Here is a 22,425-nt window from a genome sequence, read left to right on the forward strand (position 1 = left end):
AATAAGGAAATCTATGTCTTCTTCCTATGCACACCTGACACGTACCTTCCAGCGCCTTTCCCGCTTCGGCCATCTGTCGGCCATTGCAGGCTGGGATATGATGACCATGATGCCCGCGGGCGGCAGCCGCGCGCGCGGTGAAGCGCTGGCGGAGCTGAGCGTCCTGCGCCATGAAATCCTCACCGCGAAAGAGGTGGGTGTCTGGCTGCAACAGGCACAGCAGGAAGATCTGGATGATGTGGCACAGGCCAACCTGGCTGAAATGCAGCGCGCCTGGCAGCAGGCCTCGTTGCTGCCGGCTTCATTGGTAGAAGCCAAGTCTATTGTGGGATCGCGCTGTGAACATGCCTGGCGCCAGCAGCGTCCGGCAAATGACTGGACCGGGTTTTCCGCCAATCTGAAAGAAGTGGTAAAGCTGAGCCGTGAGGAGGCTGAAATCCGCGCTCAGGCCAGTGGAAAATCGCGTTACGATGCCCTGCTGGATGTGTTCGAACCCGGTATGACCAGCGCCAAACTGGATAAAACCTTTGGTGACCTGAAGCAGTGGCTGCCGAATCTGTTACAGCAGATCGTTGAACAGCAGGCTGGCGAAATTGTCGATCGCCCTGAAGGGCCTTTCCCCCAGGCATCACAGCAACAGCTGGGTCTGGCGATTATGCAACAGTTGGGTTTTGATTTTAACGCCGGGCGCCTTGATATCAGTGCGCATCCCTTCTGTGGTGGCGTACCCGAGGATGTCCGTATCACCACGCGCTATAACGAAGCCGAGTTTATCAGCGCCATGATGGGAGTTATCCATGAAACCGGGCACGCGCGCTACGAGCAAAATCTGCCTAAGCAGTGGGCCAATCAACCCGTGGCGCTGGCGCGTTCAACCGCCATTCACGAATCGCAAAGCCTGTTCTTTGAAAAGCAGCTCGGCCGCAGCCCTGAATTCCTCAGCCTGATCCGCCCGCAGGTACAGTTGCTGCTGGGCGACCGCCCGGAACTCAATGAAGCGAACTTTATTGCTCTGAACCAGCGTGTGAAGCCTGGGTTGATCCGCGTGGATGCCGATGAGGTCAGCTATCCGGCACACATTATTCTGCGCTATGAAATTGAACGTGCCCTCATTAGCGGCGAGATTGAAGTCGAGGATATCCCGGCGCTGTGGGACGAGAAAATGCTGGCCTGGCTGGGCCTGGATACGCGTGGCAATTACCGTGACGGTTGTATGCAGGATATTCACTGGACAGACGGTGCATTCGGTTACTTCCCAACGTATACACTGGGCGCGATGTATGCTGCACAGTTGTTCCAGGCCGTGAAGCGGGCGATCCCGCAGGTTGATGAACAGATCCGTCAGGGTGACCTCCAGCCGGTGTTTGACTGGTTACAGCAGAATATCTGGCAGCATGGCAGCCGTTTCAGCACCCGCCAGTTGATTGAAAATGCCACTGGGGAAGATCTGAATCCGCACTATTTCCGCCAGCACCTGGAAAGCCGTTATTTGAAGTAACCTGCCTGTGGGTCAGGCGTGCCTGACCCCTACACGTTCCTGCCCCTGGCCGAGGCATGCCTGACCCCTACACGTTTCTACCCCTGGTCGAGGCGTGCCTGACCCCTACACGTTTCTGCCCCTGGTCGAGGCATGCCTGACCCCTGCGCGTTTCTGCCCCTGGTCGAGGCATGCCTGACCCCTGCGCGTTTCTACCCCTGGTCGAGGCATGCCTCGACCTTTTTATGCGTATCGCCCCTCTTGTACAATCGGTTACACGCCGATACCAATCACTCACGGAAAGCCCTCACTGATTCCCTTATAGTCTTTTCACCGGCCCCAGAGTGGGCTGACACCTGAACTAAAAACACCTTGAGGGTTTTGCAATGAAAAAATTATTTGCTCTGGTTGTCGCTGCTACAATGGGTCTGTCTTCTGTTGCTTTCGCGGCTGAAACAACGGCTGCTCCAGCTACCACCGCTGCACCGACTGTGGCTGCTGCTACCAACACCACCGCTGCTCCAGCACCAGTGAAAGCGTCTGTTAAGCATGTGAAAAAACACAAGAAAGCGGCTGTGCAGAAAGCCCAGGCCGCTAAAAAGCACCACAAAGCGAAAAAAGCAGCTGCACAGAAAGCTCAGGCGGCTAAAAAGCACCACAAAGCGGCTAAAAAACCTGTAGCTCAGAAAGCTCAGGCTGCTAAAAAACACCACAAAGCAGCAACCAAACCTGTAGCTCAGAAAGCCCAGGCTGCTAAAAAACACCACAAAGCAGCAACCAAACCTGTAGCTCAGAAAGCTCAGGCTGCTAAAAAGCACCATAAAGCAGCAACCAAACCTGCTGCTCAGAAAGCCCAGGCTGCTAAAAAACACCACAAAGCAGTGAAGAAAGCCGCTCCTAAAGCGTAATGACTGACGGCCGGGGTGTTATACCTCACGTACATTAGTTCACTCAAACACCCGGTTCTGCCGGGTGTTTCTTTAAGGAGTTTCGGATGATGGTTCGTCGCTATTTATTCGAAATCATTCTGGCTGTGATGATCTTATGTGGCCTGGTAGCCGCCAGCTTTTACCTGTAATCAGGGTTGCTGTAGCGTGCTGATATTCCAAATTAATCTCCCTTTTCCAGCACTATCCGTCTATAGTTACTGCACTAGCATAATCACTGATATCAACGTTTTTCCAGCCTGAGAAAAATATGCGTCTGACCGCTGTGTTATTGATAGGTTTCCTTACCGTGTCCTGTTACACCCATGCCGAAGATCCCGAGCGGAGCGACGCTGACACGCAAACACTGTTTTTTGGTAAAGATGACCGCCAGCCCGTCAGCGAGACAGCTTCTGTACCCTGGGAAGCCATTGGCCAGCTGGAAACTGAAAGCGGCAACCTGTGCAGCGCCACGCTGATTGCTCCTCATCTGGCGTTGACCGCCGGACACTGCCTGCTTGCCCCACCGGGAAAACCCGACAAAGCCGTTGCCCTGCGTTTTATCTCCAGTGATAACGGCAGCTGGCGTTATGAGATCCACGATATTGAAGCGCGTGTTGATCCGGCCCTGGGGAAAAAACTGAAGGCTGATGGTGATGGCTGGATTGTCCCGGCTTCCGCTGCGCCTTATGATTTTGGCTTGATTATTCTGCGTAATCCCCCTTCCGGGATTGTCCCTATTCCATTGTTTTCCGGGTCGCGCAAAGATCTCACTGCCGCGTTAAAAATGACAGGTCGCCGCGTCACACAGGCGGGTTATCCGGAAGACCATCTCGATACGCTCTACTCTCACAACGACTGTCTGATCACCGGTTGGGCGCAAAGAAATGTGCTTTCACATCAGTGTGATACGTTACCGGGTGACAGCGGTTCACCGTTATTGTTAAAGGTTGATGGCAACTGGCAGCTGATCGCGGTGCAGAGTTCGGCCCCGGCGCCCAAAGATCGTTATCTGGCGGATAACCGGGCCATTGCTGTGACCGCATTTCGTGACAGCCTGGAAGCACTGGCACAATAAGGATGACACGGTAAAAAATGCGCTGGCATAGCATCGCCGTTTTTATCGCTATTTAGTGGATATTTATATTTAAGTCCCTCGTCGATAATGTCACTGACTTTTCAGTGTTCAAGGATGAGGTATGAAAAAAATAGCGTTGATGAGCCTGATTTTCTTCATCGCAGGCTGCACCAAAAACCAAAGTCTTCCGCAATCAGGTAATCCGCTCCAACGGACGGGTTATCTGGTTAACATACAACACCCTTCCCAAAGCCAGAATGAGCGTGTGCGATTTCTGATCCTGCATTACACCGCCGCCAATGATACTGACTCAATGCGTCTGCTCACCCGGGGTAATGTCAGTGCACATTATCTCGTGCCCTCTTCCAACAACCCGTTACTGAGCAAAAATACGGTTTATCAATTGGTTGCCGAAGATAAGCGCGCATGGCATGCCGGTGTCAGCGCCTGGAATGGTCGCACGAACCTGAATGACAGCTCTATTGGCGTCGAAAATGTGAATCTGGGCTATGAACAGAATTTAATGGAGCGGGAATGGTATGCGTGGGATGCCAGGCAAATCAAACTGCTTGCCCGCCTCGCCAGCGATATCATCAAACGCTATGATATTACGCCGGATAACGTGCTCGGTCACAGCGATGTGGCCCCCACACGAAAAGTTGATCCTGGCCCACTCTTTCCGTGGAAACAGTTAGCCGATGAAGGTATCGGTGCCTGGCCGGACAGCAGCACCGTACAGCAGTTTCTGGCGGGCCGTGCACCCAGTGATACCGGTTCACCCGTTAAAATTCAGGCTTATCTGGCCCGTTATGGTTATTCAATCCCACAAACGGGCGTCATGGATGCCACTACCCGACAGGTCATTGCGGTGTTTCAGATGCACTTTCGTCCGTCTGATTACAGCGGCATCGCCGATGCAGAAACCGAGGCCATTGCCGCTGCGCTGGTGGAAAAATATCGCGGCGATACGCAACGTATCGCTTCCCAGCAGGAGAGTAATACCGATTTATAACGTTGTCCCTGCCAGCATGAACCGGCTGGCAGGGTAATGATTACTCAACACCTCGTTACAACGTCACTTGCTCCATCGCCTGTAGGATACGTTTTTCCGAGATAGGGAAAGGCGTCCCTAACTGTTGAGCAAAGAAGCTGACACGCAGCTCTTCAATCATCCAGCGGATATCCTGCACATCCTCATCATCTTTACGTTCCGGCGGCAACTTGTTGAACCACTGTGTCCACGCCTGCTGAACGGATTCGACTTTAAGCATACGCGCACGATCGCTGTGCGGATCAACCGCCAGCTTTTCCATACGGCGTTCAATCGCCTGTAAATAACGTAAGGTATCTGCCAGGCGCTTCCAGCCGTTGCCCGTCACGAAGCCGCGATACACCAGGCCACTCATTTGCGCTTTGATATCCGACAGCGCCAGCGCCATCGTGATATCGACGCGCCCTTTCAGACGTTTATTGATATTGAATACCGAGGTCAGGATCTGCTCGACCTTTTTGGCGATGGCTACTACTGTGTCGTTCAGTTCAGCACGCACTTTATCATGCAGCTTCGCGTATCCCTGTTCCTGCCAGCTTGGGCCACCCGACTCAGCGATCAGTTTATCGACCCCACAGGCAATACAGTCATCAATTAAATCCAGCACCTTACCGTAAGGGTTAAAATACAGCCCCAGCTTGGCTTTATTCGGTAATTTTTCGTGCAGATACTTAATCGGTGAGGTAATATTCAGCAGCAGTAAACGCCGCTGCCCGCGCCACATCGCTTTTTGCTGTTCATGCTGAGAGTCAAACAGGCGGATCGCCACGCTGTCTTTCTCATCCACCAGCGCAGGCCAGGCTTTCACACTGTAATTGCCGCGCTTCTGCTCGAAATGGTCCGGCAGATCGCCAAAGCTCCAGATATGCAGCCCACTCTGTTCCAGTCCGTCATCGGCCACTTTAGACAGCGTTTCCTGAACCTTACCTTTGAGCTGGAGTTTCAGCGCAGAGAGATCTTTGCCTTCGGCCAGCTTGTGGTTATTTTCGTCAATAATGCGGAAGGTAATTTTAAGATGATCGGGCACCTGTTCCCATTGCCAGGCTTCGCGATCCAGCGTGACGCCCGACATGCGGCGGAACTCACGTTCCATCGACTCCAGCAGCGGCAGCTCCAGCGGTGTGGCACGTCCGAGAAACGCTTCAGCGTAATTGGGCGCCGGGACAAAGTTACGACGCAGCGGCTTAGGCAGTGATTTGATCAGCGCAATCACCAGTTCCCGACGCACGCCCGGGATCTGCCACTCAAAGCCCTTCTCTTCAACCTGATTGAGCAGCGGCAGCGGAACATAAACCGTGACCCCATCCGCATCCGCACCCGGTTCAAACTGATAGCTCAGACGCAGCTTCAGGTTGCCCTGATGCCAGAAGTTCGGATAGTCGAGCTTACTGACGTTCTCCGCGCCCTGCTTGATCAACATCTCGCGGGCAAAATTAAGGCGGTCCGGCTCTTCGCGACTGACGGTTCGCCACCAGCTGTCAAAATGCCGGGCAGAGACCACCTCGTGGCTGATGCGCTGGTCGTAAAAATCAAACAGCGTTTCGTCGTCAACCAGAATGTCGCGGCGGCGGGATTTGTGCTCCAGCTCTTCCACTTCCGTGCGCAGCTTGAGGTTGGCCTTGAAGAACGCATGGCGCGTTTGCCAGTCGCCTTCGACCAGCGCATGACGGATAAACAGCTCACGCGACAGCACCGGATCAATCTGGCCGTAATTCACCTTGCGCGCCGCGACAATCGGCAGCCCGTAAAGCGTCACTTTTTCATTGGCCATCACCGCGCCCTGGCCTTTTTCCCAGTGCGGTTCACTGTAGCTGCGTTTGAGCAGATGCTGTGCCACCGGCTCTATCCACTCCGGCTCAATACGGGCAGCAATGCGCCCCCACAGGCGGCTGGTTTCTACCAGTTCGGCCACCATCGTCCACTTGGGCGGCTTCTTAAACAGGCCAGAGCCAGGGAAAATGGCGAAACGCGCATTACGCGCACCGGTAAACTCCTGTTTATCAGCGTCTTTCTGGCCAATATGAGACAGTAAGCCGGTGAGTAGCGCAGTATGGATCTCGCGAATTTCAGCGGGAGCACTGTTCACTGGCAGCCCCAGTTCACGCACCACCTGACGCAGTTGCGTGTAGATGTCCTGCCATTCGCGCACCCGCAGGTAGTTCAGGTAGTCCGTTTTACACTGACGACGGAAATGGCTGGAAGACAGCGCTTTCTGCTGCTCCTGCACGTAGTTCCACAGGTTAACAAAGGCGATGAAATCAGAGTCTTTATCGGCAAATCGCTGGTGCTTTTCGTCTGATGCCTGCTTTTTCTCGGCCGGACGTTCACGCGGGTCCTGAATCGACAGCGCGGCGGTAATGATCATCACTTCACGCACGCAGCCATATTTCTGGGCTTCCAGCACCATTTTTGCCAGACGCGGGTCAACCGGGAGTTGGGCCAGCGCACGACCCGACGTCGTCAGCTGATAGTGCTGGCTCTCATTCAGAGTGATCGCACCCAGCTCTTCCAGCAGGCGCACACCGTCCTGAATATTGCGTTGGTCAGGGGCTTCCACAAACGGGAAGGCGGCAATATCACCCAGCCCCAGCGCAGTCATTTGCAGGATGACGGAGGCCAGGTTGGTACGCAGAATTTCCGGATCGGTGAAGGCCGGACGGCTGAGGAAATCATTTTCATCATACAGACGAATACAGATCCCTTCGGATACGCGCCCGCAACGCCCTTTACGCTGATTGGCTGACGCCTGTGATATCGGCTCAATCGGCAAGCGCTGCACTTTAGTACGGAAGCTATAGCGGCTAATACGCGCCGTACCCGGGTCAATCACATATTTAATGCCCGGCACCGTCAGTGACGTTTCGGCTACGTTAGTGGCCAGCACAATGCGCCGTCCAACGTGGGACTGGAACACACGGTTCTGTTCTGCATTCGACAGACGCGCGTAGAGCGGTAATACCTCAGTGTGCGGCAGGTCGCGTTTCATCAGGGCATCAGCGGTGTCGCTAATTTCGCGTTCGCCGCTAATTAAAATCAGTATACCCCCACGACTCTCTCTGCCCAGTTCATCCACCGCATCAAAAATAGCCTGAAGCTGATCGCGGTCAGTATCGTCAGCATCTTCCACCACCGGGCGGTAGCGTACTTCCACCGGGTAAGTGCGGCCAGAAACTTCAATCACGGGTGCGTTGTGGAAATGTCGGGAAAAACGCTGCGGGTCGATGGTCGCTGACGTGATGATCACTTTCAGATCAGGGCGTTTTGGCAGCAGCTCGCGCAGATAGCCCAACAGAAAATCGATATTCAGGCTGCGCTCGTGCGCTTCATCGATGATTATGGTGTCGTACTGCATCAGCAGGCGATCCTGCTGAATTTCAGCCAGCAGTATGCCGTCGGTCATCAGTTTGACCTGCGTGGTGTCGCCAACCTGATCGTTGAATCGCACCTTGTAACCCACACAGCCACCCAGCGAGGTTTCCAGTTCGGCGGCGATACGATCGGCCACGGTACGCGCTGCCAGGCGGCGCGGCTGGGTGTGACCAATCAGCCCGCGAATACCGCGTCCCAGCTCCATGCAAATCTTCGGCAACTGCGTGGTTTTACCTGAACCGGTTTCCCCCGCCACAATCACCACCTGGTGATCGCGGATCGCGTCAGCAATATCCTGTTTCTTCTGGCTAACGGGTAAATTTTCCGGGTAGCGGATAGTTGGCCTGGCGGCAAGACGTGCACTGACCCGCAATTCTGAGGCCGCAATATCACCACTCAGTTCCTCAATCAGCGCATTCAGCGCCGTTGGATTTTTAATTTTTTTTGCCCCCTGAAGGCGGCGCTGCAGACGCTGGCGGTCGCGCAGCATCAGCGAATCCAGCCGCGAATAAAGAGGCGTCAGGGCAGATTGTGGCGTATCAGACATGGTAGTAAAGCTCGCTTTGTCGCCGTGACATTGGGCGACATGGATTAAACAGGGGATAAGAATTTTGCGTAGTGTAACACAGACAAGCACTTAGGGTTTTAATTGCCCGGCGCGTCTTATTCAATATTTTCGAACATTGATATCGAAAACTCGCACTTACACTGTCGGCAATTTATCCGTAAAGTGTTCCTTATTGAGCGGTATGTGATCCGCGTGACAAAACAGGAAAAAAGAACCATGAGCAAAGTATTAGTACTGAAATCAAGTATTCTTGCTGGTTATTCACAGTCTGGCCAGCTGGCAGACCACCTGGTTTCCGAATGGAAAGCGGCCCACCCTGGCGATGAAGTGACCGAGCGCGATCTGGCCGCTAACCCAATCCCGGTACTGGACGGTGAGCTGGTTGGCGCACTGCGTCCATCCGATGCCGCACTGACCCCTCGTCAGCAGGAAGCGCTGGATCTGTCCAACGAACTGATTGCTGAACTGCAGGCCCATGACACCATCGTGATCACGGCGCCAATGTACAACTTCAATATCCCCACTCAGCTGAAGAACTACTTCGACTTGGTGGCCCGTGCTGGCGTGACGTTCCGTTACACCGAACAGGGTCCTGAAGGCCTGATCAAAGGCAAAAAAGTCGTGGTTCTGTCAAGCCGTGGTGGTATCCATAAAGACACCCCAAGCGACCTGCTGACCCCTTACCTGACCCTGTTCCTTGGCTTCCTGGGTCTGACTGACGTGCAGTTCGTGTTTGCGGAAGGTATCGGTTACGGTCCTGAAGTGGCAGCGAAAGCCGCCAGCGATGCGAAAGCGGTGATTTCTCAGATCGTGACTGCCTGATTACCCGAAAAAACAGGTTGAGCTAACCCTCCTCAACCTGCGCGGTGGCACTGTGTCGGTGCCGCCGCTACTTCTTCAACCACTGACCGTTTATTCCTCGTACATATTCCCCTGATTTCGCTCTCTCAACCAGTTTGGAACCCGCAATACTGGCAACGTCGCGCGTGGTCATATTATTTTGCTGCGCCAGCAGCTGATATTGACGTGTACGCCCCTCATTAATCTGTTTAACCAGCGTGAGGGTTTCCGCATCCTGCTGAACCGCCGCAATGTAGCCATTCAGCGTTTCACCCACACGTCCCTGTTGGCGGGCTTCATCCAGCGTCAGCGCCATCACAGCAGGTGACAGCAGCAAACAACCCAGCAATATACCGCAGTTAAGTCGTTTCATATGCCCCGTCCTCAGAACAGACCACTCTGGGTTTTTAATAACGCTTCAACGTCCTTATCCACTTTGATATGAATTTCATGCTCGATTTTTACATTCATATTAATGGTGATCGGCTCTTTTGGGGCGGCCACTTCAATGCGCGGGATACACCCGCAAAGCAGCATCGTTCCACCCGTTATCCAAAGGCTACTGAGGGGTTTCATCACTGTTTTCCTTTTGCGACGGCAAGGTGGCATTCTGTTCCACCCAAGATTGCAGGTTATCGCCAAAGCGCAGACTGCGCCACAGTTGGAACAAATTTTCCTGCTGGCTGTAGTTCAGCGATACGCGTTGATTTCTGTTGCTGAAACGGCTGGTGCCATCGACTTTAGCGGTCATGTTCATCACGCCTAAATTATCGAGATCGATTGTTGCCCAGCTTCGGGAAATTTCCATATAACGCAGCCAGTCGATGGCAGCCCCGGCGGCAAAATTATTACGACTGATGGCATCGGCCATGTCTTTATCCATACGCACGGTGAGTGGCCCGCTGTTAGCAACCCAGCCCTCTTTCACCAGCCAGTGTGAATTATTCAGCCACAGCGGCAACGCACCGTTGATGTAGCCCGACATCGCCAGCTGTTTAAGCTTCATGGTGGTGACCAGTTCGGACAAGCTCAGATGCGTGACATGGATCGTGGCTGCCTCCGTTTGTGGCATCTGCAAGCTGGCCATACTCAACTGCCCGCCGAGCAGCTCAAGGTTCACGTTACTCAGTGTGAGCGGCTGCCTGTCACTCCAGGGATACCAGCCCTGAAGATCGGCCGTGACATTGTGCATCGCAAACTGGTTGTTAATCTTTTTTATCCGTAATGATACGGGCCCGTGAGCGCCGAAATACCAGCGATGAGATTCCAGGCGGAAAGGTAGCGAGAAGTCGATACCCTCAAATTCATTATCCGGCAGTAGCACGCTGCCATTGCTCACCAGCCAGTGACCACCGGCTTTCAGCCCCTGATCGCTGGCCGCAGAGAAAGCCACCTGAGCTTTTAACATGCCCCCCTGAATCGCCAGTTTCAGCTCCGGACTGATCAGCGGCTGAAACACGTTTAATGGCTGTTCCGGCCACCACATTTGACCACGCAGACGTTCTCCATCCCAGCGGCCCCGTACCTGAACCGGGCCAATTTTCTTCGCCTGCAAACTCCCCTTGTACAGAAACGCCTCCGGGTCGCGCCCTTTGACAGTCAGTGTCAGGGTCGATGGGGGCAAATAGCCGCCGCTACTGAAGTGCGTCTCCCTGGCGTTCAGGCTTAATTGCCCGTTGAATGAGGGTGACTCAGGGTCACGTTGCCAGCGAACAGGCTGGTCCAGCGTTAATCGTGGGGCATCCATCGTGACGCTGCCATAGGCAAGATGATCAAACCCGGTCGACAGCGAGGTTAATTCAATCAACCGATCCTGCCAGCGTCCCTGACCTTTGACATCCCATTTTGCGTTCAGCGGGGCCAGATAACCATCCCCCCAGTAACGCCATAACCACGTGCCTTTGTCCGGCCAGAAGTCACTGGCCCGTCCGTCCAGATGCAGGCGAAACCGCCCCATTTCGCGATCATGAGCACTGAGGATCGCCTGTAGGCGCCCATCAATACCGGCAGAAGAAAGCGAGACGCCCGCCAGCGGCCAGCGTGCTTCATCCACTTCCAGGGTGGAGAGCAACCGCCCTTTCATACGCAGTAATGCACCCGGCCGCATCACTATCTGTGGGTCAAGCATCGGCCCACGTAACTCTCCCGGCAAGCCGGCAAAGAATTGCAGGCTGTCGAGTTTGGTCTCTCCTGTCAGCCGGAACGGCAGCTGACTGTTCTGCCAGTCCAGATTTCCCGGTCCCAGCGTTAATACCACATTACCTTTCCCGCCACGTCCCTCGGTCAGCATATTAAAGCGGCCGTTTAGTTCCGTGGCGGGTAACCCCTGCTGCCAGCCTTTTGCCGTCAGCGCGAAACCACCAGAAAGCGGTTGCACCGCCCAGGGCCAGTTCCACTGCCCCTGTTGCACCACGATGTTCTCACGAGTGATGTTCCAGGGCAGCGTTAACAGCGGTTGTTTTTGATCCTTCGCGGTCACGACCAACGTGCCGACCTGCTGCTGCCAGTCAAGGCGCAGATGCAGCGGTTCAGGGACACTATCCAGCGCCAAATCGCCCTGTAATGCACCACCTTCAGGTAAGGAGTCAGGGATGCGCGGTAACGTCAGCGTGCCGCTCAGGCTCACGGGCTTCGGCACGCCAGGTGCCTGAATGTTCAATGATGTGAGCGTCAGCTGCTGTCCGTTGAGTTCGGCATCCAGTGACAGGTTTTTTCCCTGATAGTGCAGGTGCTGACGTTGAGGGTCGAGATTAAGCTGAAGCTGCCCGGCCCAGTTCTGCCAGGGCGTAATCGTGAGTTGCCGGAGAGTGACGTTGGCGGCGGGAAGCATCTGCTGCCATTCTGCCAACGTACGTGGTGCATCGTGATTGTCGGCACTGGTAAGGTTAGCTGCGCATGAAGTATCCACGGTGGCGTCATCGACAATCAGTTGCCAGCGGCTCTGGTGGTAACTGAGCGCCACGCCTTTCACACTCGCCAGCTCGCAGTCTCCCGCCCGATAATGCACACCCGGCAGGCGTAACGCGCCCTGATGCCAGCCGGGGTTACCGTCAAGGACGACGGAAGTTTTTGCGGGCAGCCAGAGGCCGGCCAGTCGCGGCAGCCACTGGGTAACAGTAAGAAGTATGCCGGTCAGCAGCAGGATAACTGCCATCAGCACAGCAAGCGCTATTTTCCAGCCCCGGTTCATGGCGGTGACATCCTGTTCATTCCGTGATTATCCCTGAATGATGGCATGGAATCCCTGAAGGGTGAAGTTTTTCGCCTGTAATCAATCGATTCGCTGCTTTTAACACCAGCTAAACAGCGGTCCTCTCCCGCGTAGGGATAAATTATTGTTACACTGCTTTATCACTGACGCACGGCGAAAGGAAAAGGCGATGAAACTTGCGGTATATAGCACCAAGCAGTATGACCGGAAATACCTCACACAGGTCAATGAGGACTTTGGTTTTGAACTGGAGTTTTTCGACTTTTTGTTGAGTGAACGTACGGCGAAAAACGCCGTGGGCTGCGATGGCGTTTGCATTTTCGTCAACGATGACGGCAGCCGCAAGGTGTTAGAGGAGCTGGCCGAACTGGGCGTGAAGTTTGTTGCGCTGCGCTGCGCGGGTTTCAATAACGTCGATCTCGACGCGGCGCGTGAACTGGGTATTCAGGTGGTACGTGTTCCTGCCTACTCACCGGAAGCGGTGGCTGAACATGCGGTCGGCATGATGATGACCCTGAACCGCCGTATTCATCGCGCCTACCAGCGTACGCGTGATGCGAACTTCTCCCTCGAAGGGCTGATTGGTTTCAACATGCACGGACGTACCGCCGGGGTGATCGGCACCGGGAAAATTGGTATCGCTGCGATGCGTATTCTGAAAGGCTTCGGTATGCGTCTGCTGGCGTTCGACCCTTATCCAAGCCCGCAGGCACTGGAGCTGGGTGCGGAATATGTCGACATTAAAACGCTGTTTAGCCAGTCCGATGTCATCACCCTGCACTGTCCACTGACGGCGGATAATCATCACCTGCTGAACAGCAGTGCGTTTGCACAGATGAAAGATGGCGTCATGGTGATCAACACCAGCCGGGGTGCTCTGATTGATTCCCAGGCAGCCATTGAGGCGCTGAAGCAGCAAAAAATCGGCGCACTGGGCATGGATGTTTACGAAAACGAACGTGATTTGTTCTTTGAGGATAAATCTAACGACGTGATCCAGGATGATGTGTTCCGTCGTTTATCAGCCTGCCATAACGTCCTGTTTACCGGCCACCAGGCTTTCCTGACTGCGGAGGCCCTGACCAGTATTTCTGAGACCACGCTGGAAAATCTGCGCCGCCTTGAGAAAGGTGAACCTTGTGACAATGTGCTGACCGTGTAATCCACACGCGTACCCTGCACAACCCCGGCATAGCCAACCTCCCCGGCTATGCCTTTTCGCCTTTTATCCTGTAGAAAAAAAAGAGCTCGGTGGTGCTGGCATCGTTTTTTTTCGCGCCATTAGTATGTTGTAACTAATGCGGGGTGAAGTAAGCCGTAACGCCCACGTATTACTGGCCGTCAAGACCACGAATAGGTTTAACGGAGGACCAGGCACGGCACGACGGGCAATGCCAGTAAAGCGCATGAGCCGTAAAGCCGCACTTGTGGCACCGATAACGAGGTTTGGTTCGGATCTGCTCGCCGACCATATCGCGCAGCACCATCAGGCTATCTTTCGCACGGCCATCCTCGGCTTCCTGCAAGTTGAAATCCATCAGCCGATGGAAAACACGCATCGTTGGATGGCGCTGAAGCTGGCGGGTAATATAAGTTTGTGCAACCTCGGCGCCCTCTTCACGGTCAAGGATCCCCGCCAGGTAGAGTTCGGCTGCAGCACCGGTATTTTCTTCCACGCAGCGTTTAAGGTATTCGGACCAGGCCTGAGGCTGATTAAGATGTTCATAACAGCCTTCCAGCATCTCAAGCGTTTCACTGACCAACTCTTTATCCTGTTCGATTACCCGCTGCAAATGCACCACGGCTTTGGCAAACTCATTCTTCGCCATATGGATGCGGCCCATCATAATGGAGACGCGGGCACTGTTGCGGTCGGCTGACTCCCCTTTCTTCAGCAGATTCATGGCACGATCGAGATCATCACTGCTGATAGCCTGCAAGGCCAGCTCACAGTAGAAATGCGCGATTTCCATCTTCAGGCGATCTTTGCCCTGTTTCACCAGTCGTTCAGCCACTTCAATGGCATTCGGCCAGTCACTGGTGGCCTGGTGGATAATCAGCAGTTGCTGCAAGGCGCTGATGCGGAAATCCGTTTCGTCCACCAGCTGACCGAACATCTGTTCAGCGCGATCGTAGAACCCCGCAGCCATATAATCGCGGCCCAGCTGTTGGATCGCCAGCAGGCGCTGGTCGTAAGTGAGGGAGGCGCTTTCCATCAGTGCCTGGTGAATGCGTATAGCGCGATCGACTTCACCTCGGGAGCGGAACAGATTGCCCAGTGTCAGGTGCGCTTCCACCGTGCCACTGTCCTCTTTTAACATATCGAGAAACAGGTCGACGGCTTTGTCCTGCTGGTTAGAGAGCAGGAAGTTCACCCCGGTCACATAGTCACGCGACAGGCGGCTGGCTTCCTGTTGCTTATCCTGTTGCGCACTTCTGCGCCCCATATACCAGCCATAGGCGGCAGCAATGGGAAGTAACAGAAACAGCAGTTCTAACATAAATGATTATTCCTTGACGGCAGGTGCCTGTGACGCTGTCACGGATGGCTCTGTCTGCCCCAGTTGCTGCTGAAGACGTTTAAGTTTACGTTGCGTATGTGCCAGTGATACCCGCACACGCAGCCAGAACAATCCACAAATCGCCCAGCCCAGTAAAAATCCAGCGGCAAACAGTGAAGCCAGCAACGTTGAAACACGGAACTCACCCTGCGCCAGCAGATAGTTAAACTTCACTACCTGGTCGTTGTGCGCGCCCAGCGTGACTGAAATGACGAAAATCGCCAGGACCACTAAAAAAATCAGCAAATATTTCACAGTTCATCCCATACCCTGGTGTTAACCAGATGAATTATGCCAAAAAAATCGGTCTGATGCTTGCATTGATGTCACGTGTTATTCCTCGCCCCATCACTTTTCCCTGCACTTCCTGCCATCAGGCAGCCATAAAAGAGCCGAACAAAAGATATGGGGACAGGATACCGTCTTTACAATCAGGAGGCCTCATTTTCCCGCTGCGCTATCTCCTGCTGCTCCTGCGGAGGCACCGTTAGAGGCCCACAGAACCGCTGAGCCAGCCAGGTTGCGAGGGTAATGAATAACCAGCTGATAAGCGTAGCGAAAACCAAATCACGCGGCCAGTGCATCCCCAGCACCAGGCGGCTACCCATTACCGCTATCGCCCAGCTCATCAGCAACACGATAGTGACGTAGCGCCTGCGTGGCCACAGCAGCCCCACGCCGAGCAACGCCCAACTGGCGGCAAACATGGTATGCCCCGAGGGGAAAGCAAAACCGGTTTCAAATGCCCAGTGTTTTTTTAGCCAGTCAGGTAACTGGCTATTCTCCGCAACGGCGGCGCTGACCATCTCACTGCGCTGTTTGCGTTTCTGGTCATAGAATTGCTGCTCATTAATACCGTACGTTTTCTCCAGCCACAGAACATAGGGGCGCGGCTCCTGTACATGTTCTTTAATCAGGCTTTTGGTGTACTGCCCGGAGAGCAGTGTGGCAATAATGATCCCCAGAAGAAATACCGCGGGTTTCCAGCGAAAGCGCAGGCACCAGAGGAACCAGCCGCAAAGAATAGCACTGGTCAGCGTCCCCCAGGGGCTGGTGACTGTTTCGGTAAACCAGAAGAGCAGCTTGTGCCCCCATCCCATTGACACAGGCTGCCAGTGCCAGCCTGACAGCATCACCCCCAGTGGCATCATCAACAATACCAGCATGCCCAGGGTGGTACGTTTGAGGATCTCTGCCATTTATCTTCCTTTCGAACCGTTATGTTCACGAGTTTGTTATAAGATTATCTTAAAAAATAATAACATAAGGATTGTTATAGTGATAATTCTGCGTTATTAAAACAATCGCTCTAACGTGTTAACTGCCACGCGATATGTTGTGGCAAAATAGGCACAATTGTTTGCGTCAGGCAACTGACACAGCGATATCTGATGATAGCGCAACACCTGAAGTTTCTGGAGAGTCACATGCAGCTTAAACGGGTAGCAGAAGCCAATCTGCCCACGCCTTGGGGGGATTTCCTCATGGTTGGTTTTGAAGAACTCGCCACCGGGCACGATCATGTCGCCCTGGTGTTTGGCGATATTTCCGACAGCAAACCTGTGCTGTCACGCGTCCATTCTGAGTGTTTGACGGGCGATGCATTGTTCAGCCTGCGTTGCGATTGCGGGTTCCAACTTGAAGCCGCCCTGGCGCAGATTGCTGAGCAGGGGCGCGGTATTCTGCTGTATCACCGTCAGGAAGGCCGTAATATCGGTCTGCTGAACAAGATCCGCGCTTATGCGCTGCAGGATAAAGGCTTTGATACGGTTGAAGCCAACAACCAGTTAGGTTTTGCGGCTGATGAGCGCGACTTCACCCTCTGCGCCGATATGTTCAAATTGCTGGGCATCCACGAAGTCCGCCTGCTGACCAATAACCCGCGCAAGGTTGAGATCCTCACTGAGGCGGGTATCAATATTGTTGAGCGCGTACCACTGATTGTGGGAAGAAACCCTAGCAATGCGCATTACCTGGATACGAAAGCCGCTAAAATGGGCCATCTGTTATCCAAATAGCCCTTCCGGGTTGACACTCTGGCGACCGGCATCATGCAGGTCGCCAGGGAAACACAGCGTGGGTTATTGCAACATATTGCGGATCACATAATGCAAGATGCCGTCATTCTGGTAGTACGTCAGCTCATTACCGGTATCGATACGGCAACGCGCTTCCAGCACTTCCTGACGCCCATCAATGCGCGTCAACTTCACCTTCACCACGCATCCCGGTGTTAACTGCTTCAGATCCTGCACATCAATCTGCTCATCCCCGGTCAGCCCCAGCGTTTTACGCGTGACGCCTGATGGAAACTCCAGCGGCAAGATCCCCATACCAATAAGATTCGAGCGGTGAATACGTTCAAAGGATTCGGCAATCACCACCCTAACCCCTTGCAGACGTGGACCTTTCGCGGCCCAGTCGCGGCTGGAGCCCGAGCCGTACTCTTTCCCGGCGATCACCGCCAGCGGAATGCCAGCCTGCTGATAACGCATGGCGGCATCATAGATCGCCATCTGCTCATCGCCAGGAATGTAACGCGTCATTCCCCCTTCCACGCCCGGTACCATTTCGTTACGAATACGGATATTGGCAAAGGTGCCGCGCATCATCACTTCATGGTTACCACGGCGTGAGCCATAAGAGTTGAAATCCGTTCGCTCGACGCCGTGCTCCAGCAGGTAACGTCCGGCCGGACTGTCGGCTTTAATGCTCCCTGCCGGTGAGATATGGTCTGTGGTCACCGAATCACCGAGCATCGCCAGAATGCGTGCACCCTGAATGTCCTGAACTGGCTTCGGTTCTCTTTCCATATCATCGAAGAAAGGCGACAGCCGGATGTAGGTCGAACTGCCATCCCAGTCATAGGTCGCGGCTTCACTGACCTTGATCTGCTGCCATTCCGGGGTGCCCTCGAAGACTTCGGCATACTCTTTATGGAACATATCGGTAGAAACCATCTGCACGGCTTCGGCGATCTCTTCCGGCGAAGGCCAGATATCCTTGAGATACACTGGATGACCTGCTGCATCTTCGCCAAGTGGCTCCGTTTGCAGATTCAGGGTCATATTACCTGCCAGCGCATAGGCCACGACCAGCGGCGGTGACGCCAGCCAGTTGGTCTTCACATAGGGATGGATGCGTCCTTCGAAGTTTCGGTTTCCCGACAGCACCGCGCCGACGGTCAGATCGCCCTGTTTGATCGCGGATTCGATCTCATCCGGCAGCGGGCCGGAGTTACCGATACACGTCGTGCAACCATAACCGACCAGGTTAAAACCGAGTTTATCGAGATAAGGCGTCAGGCGCGCAGCGGCAAGATAGTCAGACACCACTTTGGAACCTGGCGCAAGAGACGCCTTTACCCAGGGCTTAGGAGCAAGCCCCAGATCCACCGCTTTTTTCGCCAGCAGACCCGCCGCCATTAATACACTGGGGTTGGAGGTATTGGTACAGGAGGTGATCGCGGCAATCACCACCGCGCCGTCATCCAGCTGATACTGTTTATGGGTTTTACTGTCCAGGTAGCTGACGGTTTTGTGGGCTTTCTGCGCGTGATTCACTTCCAGTTCATTACTGGCGCGGAAGGCCGCCGGGACGTCGCCCAGTGCGACACGGTCCTGCGGGCGCTTCGGCCCGGCCAGGCTGGATTCGACTTCCCCCATATCCAACGCCAGCGTGCTGGTAAAGACCGGTTCATCACCGGTATTGCGCCATAATCCCTGCGCTTTACTGTAAGCCTCAACAAGCGCTACCTGCTGCGTGCTGCGCCCGGTCAGTTTCATATAGCCCAGCGTTACGGCATCCACCGGGAAGAACCCGCAGGTCGCACCGTACTCCGGGGCCATATTGGCAATGGTGGCACGGTCGGCCAGCGGCAGATCATCCAGCCCGTCGCCGTAGAATTCAACAAATTTACCCACTACGCCGTGCTTACGCAGCATCTGCGTTACGGTCAGCACCAGGTCAGTGGCGGTGATACCCGCTTTCAGCTTACCGGTCAGTTTGAACCCGACCACATCCGGGATCAGCATTGACACCGGCTGTCCCAGCATCGCGGCTTCCGCTTCAATCCCGCCAACGCCCCAACCCAGCACGCCCAGCGCATTAATCATTGTGGTGTGTGAATCGGTCCCCACCAGCGTATCGGGGTAAGCCACCTCTTTTCCATCTTGTTCTTCATGCCAGACGGCCTGACCCAGGTACTCCAGATTAACCTGGTGACAAATACCCGTCCCCGGTGGCACCACGCTAAAACGATTAAAGGCCTTCTGCCCCCAGCGCAGGAAGACGTAACGTTCATGGTTACGCTCCATTTCCAGACGCACGTTTTCTTCAAACGCATCGTCATCACCAAAGTGGTCAACCGTTACCGAGTGGTCAATGACCAGATCAACCGGCGACAGCGGGTTCACCCGGGCGACATCGCCACCCAGCCGTTTCACCGCCTCACGCATGGCGGCAAGATCAACCACAGCAGGCACGCCGGTAAAGTCCTGCATCAGGACACGTGCCGGGCGATAGGCAATTTCGCGGTCAGCATGCGCATTTTTCAGCCAGCCGGCCAGTGCATGGATGTCCTCATCGGTTACAGAGTCACCGTCCTGCCAGCGCAGTAGGTTTTCCAGCAACACTTTCATTGATTTCGGCAGGCGTGAAATATCGCCCAGTTCAGCCTCAGCCAGGTGAAGACTGTAATACTGGTAACGTTGCTCGTGGACAGACAGTACATCCTGACTGAGTTGGCGTAGGGTCGTCGACATTGCTCCTCCATTGCGTATTATTTTAACATTTACCTTAAGTCACCGGAGCCGTGCTGCGGGGATAAAAGGTAAAACCTTAGTAAGCACAAGGTTTGTTTAAACATAGCACAAGCGAATCGCAACGATTTGATAACAACACTAATTGACAACAGCTGAAACAAACTGAAATTAAAATACAAAAACGCCCCGCTGTACTGGCCAGCGAGGCGTTATTTGTTATTACGCGGGTGATGATTAAATAGTGCGATTAACGCACCATCATTCCAATCCATACCGCGCTGGTCCAGAACAATGCTGAGAATGTCCAGGTGCTGAACCAGGTAATTTGGGTTAAGTTCATGTTTATACTCCTGCAGGCCATCTCTGACCAAAACGTACCACATTAAACACTCTGCATTTAAAGCGAGGGTTTTACCGTTAAATGATGGGTTTAGCATCAAAAATGGGCGTCAAGATGCCCTGGCCAGTGAGTCGGCCTGAATGATAATTAACGCTGTTTTAATTTTGATTCTCAGCAAAACGCCGAGTGAATTTTAATAACTGCTTTATTTAACTTTCTTCTCTTCGAACATTGACTCAATAAAATTGCGCTGCAGGTCATTCAAATCCCATGATGCCGGAATGGCGTCCTGAGCCTTGTTCTTGCCCTTACAGAAACGATCGTTCGTTTTGCGGACTTGCTGTGCTTTTTGCTCTGGCTGTCTCAGGTACATTGTTATCCCCATATACGCCATACGAATAAGCCAACCACTCCCCAAAACAGGGCTGAAGCAGCGAATACCGTCATCCAGGCTTTGCGTTTCAGATTGCTGTTACGCTCAACCTTGATGGTTTTGTCCCCGAAGCCGGGTTGTACAGATAATCTAGTAGCCATAGTTTTTGATAATCACTCTCATTAAAACGATTGTTTGAACCAATCAGAAATTAGGATGAATCCTAAACATTCTCTGTTGCAAAATCCAGTAATTTTTATTGAACAAAACGATTAACAGGATTAATCATCCATGAAGAAGATTAATTAAAAATGCTCACTCAACTCAGTCTCATTAATTATCACTTAACACAAATTAAGAACACCGAGTTCCATTACAGGTCCATTCTAAATTAGAGTTTTCTTTACTTCTCCTTTCGTTGCAGCTGTTCTCACCTGCTTTTAACTAGAGTATGAGAATCATCCTAACTGAGCGCAAAGGGGGACAATGAAAACTGTGTACTGTTTCTCATTTAAGAAATAACAATAGGAGAACATGTGATACATCTTTCATTTACGAAAAAATAATCAAAGGACATTAACGAATGGGGTGCCAGCTGGCATCAATGGAAAAAAAAAGAGCCGCAAAGCGGCTCCGGACAGGTTTTTTCATCACCTGAGTGATTATTTTGCGGGCAATTTTATATCTTTAAACATCGCTTCAATATCTTCATTTGAACGCAAACCTACAGCAGTATCAACAACATCGCGAGTCAGATGTGGGGCAAAACGTTGAATAAAGTCATACATATAGCTGCGCAGGAATGTGCTGCGACGGAAACCGATTTTGGTCGTACTGAAGCTGAATACATCGGTTGCTTCGATACGCACCAGGTCCGGATCGGACACCGGATCGACCGCCATGCTGGCAATTACCCCAACACCCAGTCCCAGCCGGACGTAGGTTTTAATCACGTCTGCATCGGTCGCAGTAAAGACAATACGCGGGGTCAGCCCGGCACGGTTGAATGCGGTATCCAGTTCTGAGCGGCCCGTAAAGCCGAAGGTGTAGGTCACTAATGGGTATTCTGCAAGTTCCTCAATGGAGACTTTGCTCTTCGCTGCGAGGGGATGATCGGGCGTGACGACGATGGCACGGTTCCAGTGGTAACACGGTAACATGATCAAATCGTCGTAAAGGTGCAGCGCTTCGGTGGCAATCGCGAAGTCGGCATTGCCTTTTGAAACCGCCTCTGCGATCTGCGTAGGCGATCCCTGATGCATATGCAGGGAGACGCGCGGATAGCGCTCAATAAACCCTTTAATCACATTGGGCAAAGCGTAACGTGCCTGCGTATGCGTAGTGGCAACGTACAGAGAACCCTTATCTGGCCAGGTGTGCTCTCCGGCGACAGATTTAATCGCATCCACTTTCGATAACACTTCTCGTGCAATGCGGATGATCTCCTGCCCGGCAGGCGTCACCTGAGTCAGATGTTTGCCACTACGGGCAAAAATCTGAATGCCAAGTTCATCCTCCAGCATACGTACTTGCTTACTGATGCCCGGTTGCGAGGTATACAGCCCTTCGGCCGTTGAAGAGACGTTGAGATTGTGATTCACCACTTCAACGATGTAGCGCAGCTGCTGCAATTTCATTTTTCGTTCCATCCAGGGTTTGAAACAATGCGCCGAAAACCGAGCAACAGTGTTCAACTCTGTGGCTGGCGCTCTAATCAGGCAATCGCTCTAATGCAATTAGATAATAAGAAAGGGGTTATCTATAACAACTATATCAAAAATGTGGGATATGTATAGCACAGCCAGGGGAATTCATCAGCGGGAACAGAAGAAAAGAAGGTGCGAGGGCAGCGATGACAGGCCGCCCCC

18 protein-coding genes are annotated in these 22,425 nt (G+C 53.4%); 7 read left to right on the top strand and 11 right to left on the bottom strand.

The annotated features are described in order from the left end of the window. Nucleotides 1-13 precede the first annotated feature (13 nt). The 4 genes from WH277_RS26510 (at nucleotide 14) to WH277_RS26525 (ending at nucleotide 4,493) form a co-directional block, all read left to right on the top strand. Nucleotides 14-1,498: a carboxypeptidase M32 gene (locus tag WH277_RS26510; RefSeq protein ID WP_167863806.1), complete on the top strand. Its 1,485-nt coding sequence runs from the start codon at nucleotides 14-16 to the stop codon at nucleotides 1,496-1,498. A 365-nt stretch (nucleotides 1,499-1,863) separates the two neighbouring features. Further along, nucleotides 1,864-2,385 (top strand): acid resistance repetitive basic protein Asr, encoded by a 522-nt coding sequence (gene asr / locus WH277_RS26515; protein WP_133841925.1) that lies wholly within the window; start codon nucleotides 1,864-1,866, stop codon nucleotides 2,383-2,385. Between the two features lie 289 nt (nucleotides 2,386-2,674). After that, nucleotides 2,675-3,481: a trypsin-like serine peptidase gene (locus WH277_RS26520; RefSeq protein ID WP_133841924.1), complete on the top strand. Its 807-nt coding sequence runs from the start codon at nucleotides 2,675-2,677 to the stop codon at nucleotides 3,479-3,481. 121 nt (nucleotides 3,482-3,602) lie between these two features. Beyond that, a complete protein-coding gene (locus WH277_RS26525) occupies nucleotides 3,603-4,493 on the top strand; it encodes an N-acetylmuramoyl-L-alanine amidase (protein ID WP_133841923.1) in 891 nt (296 codons plus the stop codon). A 55-nt stretch (nucleotides 4,494-4,548) separates the two neighbouring features. Here WH277_RS26525 and hrpA read toward each other — a convergent pair whose 3' ends face one another. Beyond that, nucleotides 4,549-8,448 carry an ATP-dependent RNA helicase HrpA gene (hrpA, locus tag WH277_RS26530; protein ID WP_339507372.1) on the bottom strand — a complete coding sequence of 1,300 codons (3,900 nt, stop codon included), beginning with the start codon at nucleotides 8,446-8,448 and terminating at the stop codon, nucleotides 4,549-4,551. A gap of 237 nt (nucleotides 8,449-8,685) precedes the next feature. On the opposite strand from hrpA, the gene WH277_RS26535 reads away from it, so the two are divergent. After that, nucleotides 8,686-9,291, top strand: a complete 606-nt coding sequence (locus WH277_RS26535) for an FMN-dependent NADH-azoreductase (RefSeq protein WP_133841921.1) — start codon at nucleotides 8,686-8,688, stop codon at nucleotides 9,289-9,291. A gap of 67 nt (nucleotides 9,292-9,358) precedes the next feature. Here the strand turns inward: WH277_RS26535 and WH277_RS26540 are convergent, their stop codons facing one another. The 3 genes from WH277_RS26540 to WH277_RS26550 are packed head-to-tail and all read right to left on the bottom strand — an operon-like array spanning nucleotide 9,359 to nucleotide 12,499. Next, a complete protein-coding gene (locus WH277_RS26540) occupies nucleotides 9,359-9,682 on the bottom strand; it encodes a YdbL family protein (protein WP_133841920.1) in 324 nt (107 codons plus the stop codon). A gap of 11 nt (nucleotides 9,683-9,693) precedes the next feature. Beyond that, complete coding sequence (locus WH277_RS26545; protein ID WP_133841919.1) at nucleotides 9,694-9,885, bottom strand: YnbE family lipoprotein; 192 nt, start codon at nucleotides 9,883-9,885, stop codon at nucleotides 9,694-9,696. Continuing rightward, nucleotides 9,869-12,499, bottom strand: coding sequence for a YdbH family protein (locus WH277_RS26550; protein WP_339507373.1), 2,631 nt, complete (start codon nucleotides 12,497-12,499; stop codon nucleotides 9,869-9,871). Before WH277_RS26550 ends, WH277_RS26545 begins: the two co-directional genes overlap by 17 nt. A 190-nt stretch (nucleotides 12,500-12,689) precedes the next feature. On the opposite strand from WH277_RS26550, the gene WH277_RS26555 reads away from it, so the two are divergent. Next, nucleotides 12,690-13,682, top strand: coding sequence for a 2-hydroxyacid dehydrogenase (locus WH277_RS26555; RefSeq protein WP_133841917.1), 993 nt, complete (start codon nucleotides 12,690-12,692; stop codon nucleotides 13,680-13,682). Nucleotides 13,683-13,851: 169 nt separating this feature from the next. Here WH277_RS26555 and lapB read toward each other — a convergent pair whose 3' ends face one another. The 3 genes from lapB to pgpB form a co-directional block, all read right to left on the bottom strand. Beyond that, nucleotides 13,852-15,021, bottom strand: a complete 1,170-nt coding sequence (gene lapB / locus WH277_RS26560) for a lipopolysaccharide assembly protein LapB (RefSeq protein WP_133841916.1) — start codon at nucleotides 15,019-15,021, stop codon at nucleotides 13,852-13,854. A gap of 6 nt (nucleotides 15,022-15,027) precedes the next feature. After that, nucleotides 15,028-15,336 carry a LapA family protein gene (locus tag WH277_RS26565; RefSeq protein WP_133841915.1) on the bottom strand — a complete coding sequence of 103 codons (309 nt, stop codon included), beginning with the start codon at nucleotides 15,334-15,336 and terminating at the stop codon, nucleotides 15,028-15,030. Between the two features lie 176 nt (nucleotides 15,337-15,512). After that, nucleotides 15,513-16,280, bottom strand: coding sequence for a phosphatidylglycerophosphatase B (gene pgpB, locus WH277_RS26570; protein ID WP_133841914.1), 768 nt, complete (start codon nucleotides 16,278-16,280; stop codon nucleotides 15,513-15,515). A gap of 228 nt (nucleotides 16,281-16,508) precedes the next feature. Between pgpB and ribA the strand changes: the two genes are divergently transcribed. After that, nucleotides 16,509-17,099, top strand: coding sequence for a GTP cyclohydrolase II (ribA, locus tag WH277_RS26575; protein WP_159336561.1), 591 nt, complete (start codon nucleotides 16,509-16,511; stop codon nucleotides 17,097-17,099). Between the two features lie 63 nt (nucleotides 17,100-17,162). On the opposite strand, the gene acnA is transcribed toward ribA, so the two are convergent. The 4 genes from acnA to cysB all read right to left on the bottom strand — a co-directional run bounded on the left by acnA (nucleotide 17,163) and on the right by cysB (nucleotide 22,194). Beyond that, entirely contained in the window at nucleotides 17,163-19,844 is a 2,682-nt protein-coding gene (acnA, locus tag WH277_RS26580; RefSeq protein ID WP_339507374.1) for an aconitate hydratase AcnA, read from the bottom strand. 545 nt (nucleotides 19,845-20,389) lie between these two features. Then, on the bottom strand, nucleotides 20,390-20,557 hold the full coding sequence (locus tag WH277_RS26585) for an AraC family transcriptional regulator (protein ID WP_133841911.1): 168 nt from the start codon (nucleotides 20,555-20,557) through the stop codon (nucleotides 20,390-20,392). A 2-nt stretch (nucleotides 20,558-20,559) separates the two neighbouring features. After that, nucleotides 20,560-20,718: a YmiA family putative membrane protein gene (locus WH277_RS26590; RefSeq protein WP_133841910.1), complete on the bottom strand. Its 159-nt coding sequence runs from the start codon at nucleotides 20,716-20,718 to the stop codon at nucleotides 20,560-20,562. A gap of 501 nt (nucleotides 20,719-21,219) precedes the next feature. Beyond that, nucleotides 21,220-22,194 carry an HTH-type transcriptional regulator CysB gene (gene cysB / locus WH277_RS26595; RefSeq protein WP_062743153.1) on the bottom strand — a complete coding sequence of 325 codons (975 nt, stop codon included), beginning with the start codon at nucleotides 22,192-22,194 and terminating at the stop codon, nucleotides 21,220-21,222. Nucleotides 22,195-22,425 lie beyond the last annotated feature (231 nt).

The organism is Erwinia sp. MYb416 (assembly GCF_037479575.1).
GTDB classification, from domain to species: Bacteria; Pseudomonadota; Gammaproteobacteria; order Enterobacterales; family Enterobacteriaceae; genus Erwinia; species Erwinia rhapontici.

Coding starts and splice junctions, on each gene's coding strand:
- WH277_RS26510 (WP_167863806.1), top strand. CDS start 14: ATGTCTTCTTCCTATGCACACCTGACACGTACCTTCCAGCGCCTTTCC.
- asr (WP_133841925.1), top strand. CDS start 1,864: ATGAAAAAATTATTTGCTCTGGTTGTCGCTGCTACAATGGGTCTGTCT.
- WH277_RS26520 (WP_133841924.1), top strand. CDS start 2,675: ATGCGTCTGACCGCTGTGTTATTGATAGGTTTCCTTACCGTGTCCTGT.
- WH277_RS26525 (WP_133841923.1), top strand. CDS start 3,603: ATGAAAAAAATAGCGTTGATGAGCCTGATTTTCTTCATCGCAGGCTGC.
- hrpA (WP_339507372.1), bottom strand. CDS start 8,448: ATGTCTGATACGCCACAATCTGCCCTGACGCCTCTTTATTCGCGGCTG.
- WH277_RS26535 (WP_133841921.1), top strand. CDS start 8,686: ATGAGCAAAGTATTAGTACTGAAATCAAGTATTCTTGCTGGTTATTCA.
- WH277_RS26540 (WP_133841920.1), bottom strand. CDS start 9,682: ATGAAACGACTTAACTGCGGTATATTGCTGGGTTGTTTGCTGCTGTCA.
- WH277_RS26545 (WP_133841919.1), bottom strand. CDS start 9,885: ATGAAACCCCTCAGTAGCCTTTGGATAACGGGTGGAACGATGCTGCTT.
- WH277_RS26550 (WP_339507373.1), bottom strand. CDS start 12,499: ATGAACCGGGGCTGGAAAATAGCGCTTGCTGTGCTGATGGCAGTTATC.
- WH277_RS26555 (WP_133841917.1), top strand. CDS start 12,690: ATGAAACTTGCGGTATATAGCACCAAGCAGTATGACCGGAAATACCTC.
- lapB (WP_133841916.1), bottom strand. CDS start 15,021: ATGTTAGAACTGCTGTTTCTGTTACTTCCCATTGCTGCCGCCTATGGC.
- pgpB (WP_133841914.1), bottom strand. CDS start 16,280: ATGGCAGAGATCCTCAAACGTACCACCCTGGGCATGCTGGTATTGTTG.
- ribA (WP_159336561.1), top strand. CDS start 16,509: ATGCAGCTTAAACGGGTAGCAGAAGCCAATCTGCCCACGCCTTGGGGG.
- acnA (WP_339507374.1), bottom strand. CDS start 19,844: ATGTCGACGACCCTACGCCAACTCAGTCAGGATGTACTGTCTGTCCAC.
- WH277_RS26585 (WP_133841911.1), bottom strand. CDS start 20,557: ATGTACCTGAGACAGCCAGAGCAAAAAGCACAGCAAGTCCGCAAAACG.
- WH277_RS26590 (WP_133841910.1), bottom strand. CDS start 20,718: ATGGCTACTAGATTATCTGTACAACCCGGCTTCGGGGACAAAACCATC.
- cysB (WP_062743153.1), bottom strand. CDS start 22,194: ATGAAATTGCAGCAGCTGCGCTACATCGTTGAAGTGGTGAATCACAAT.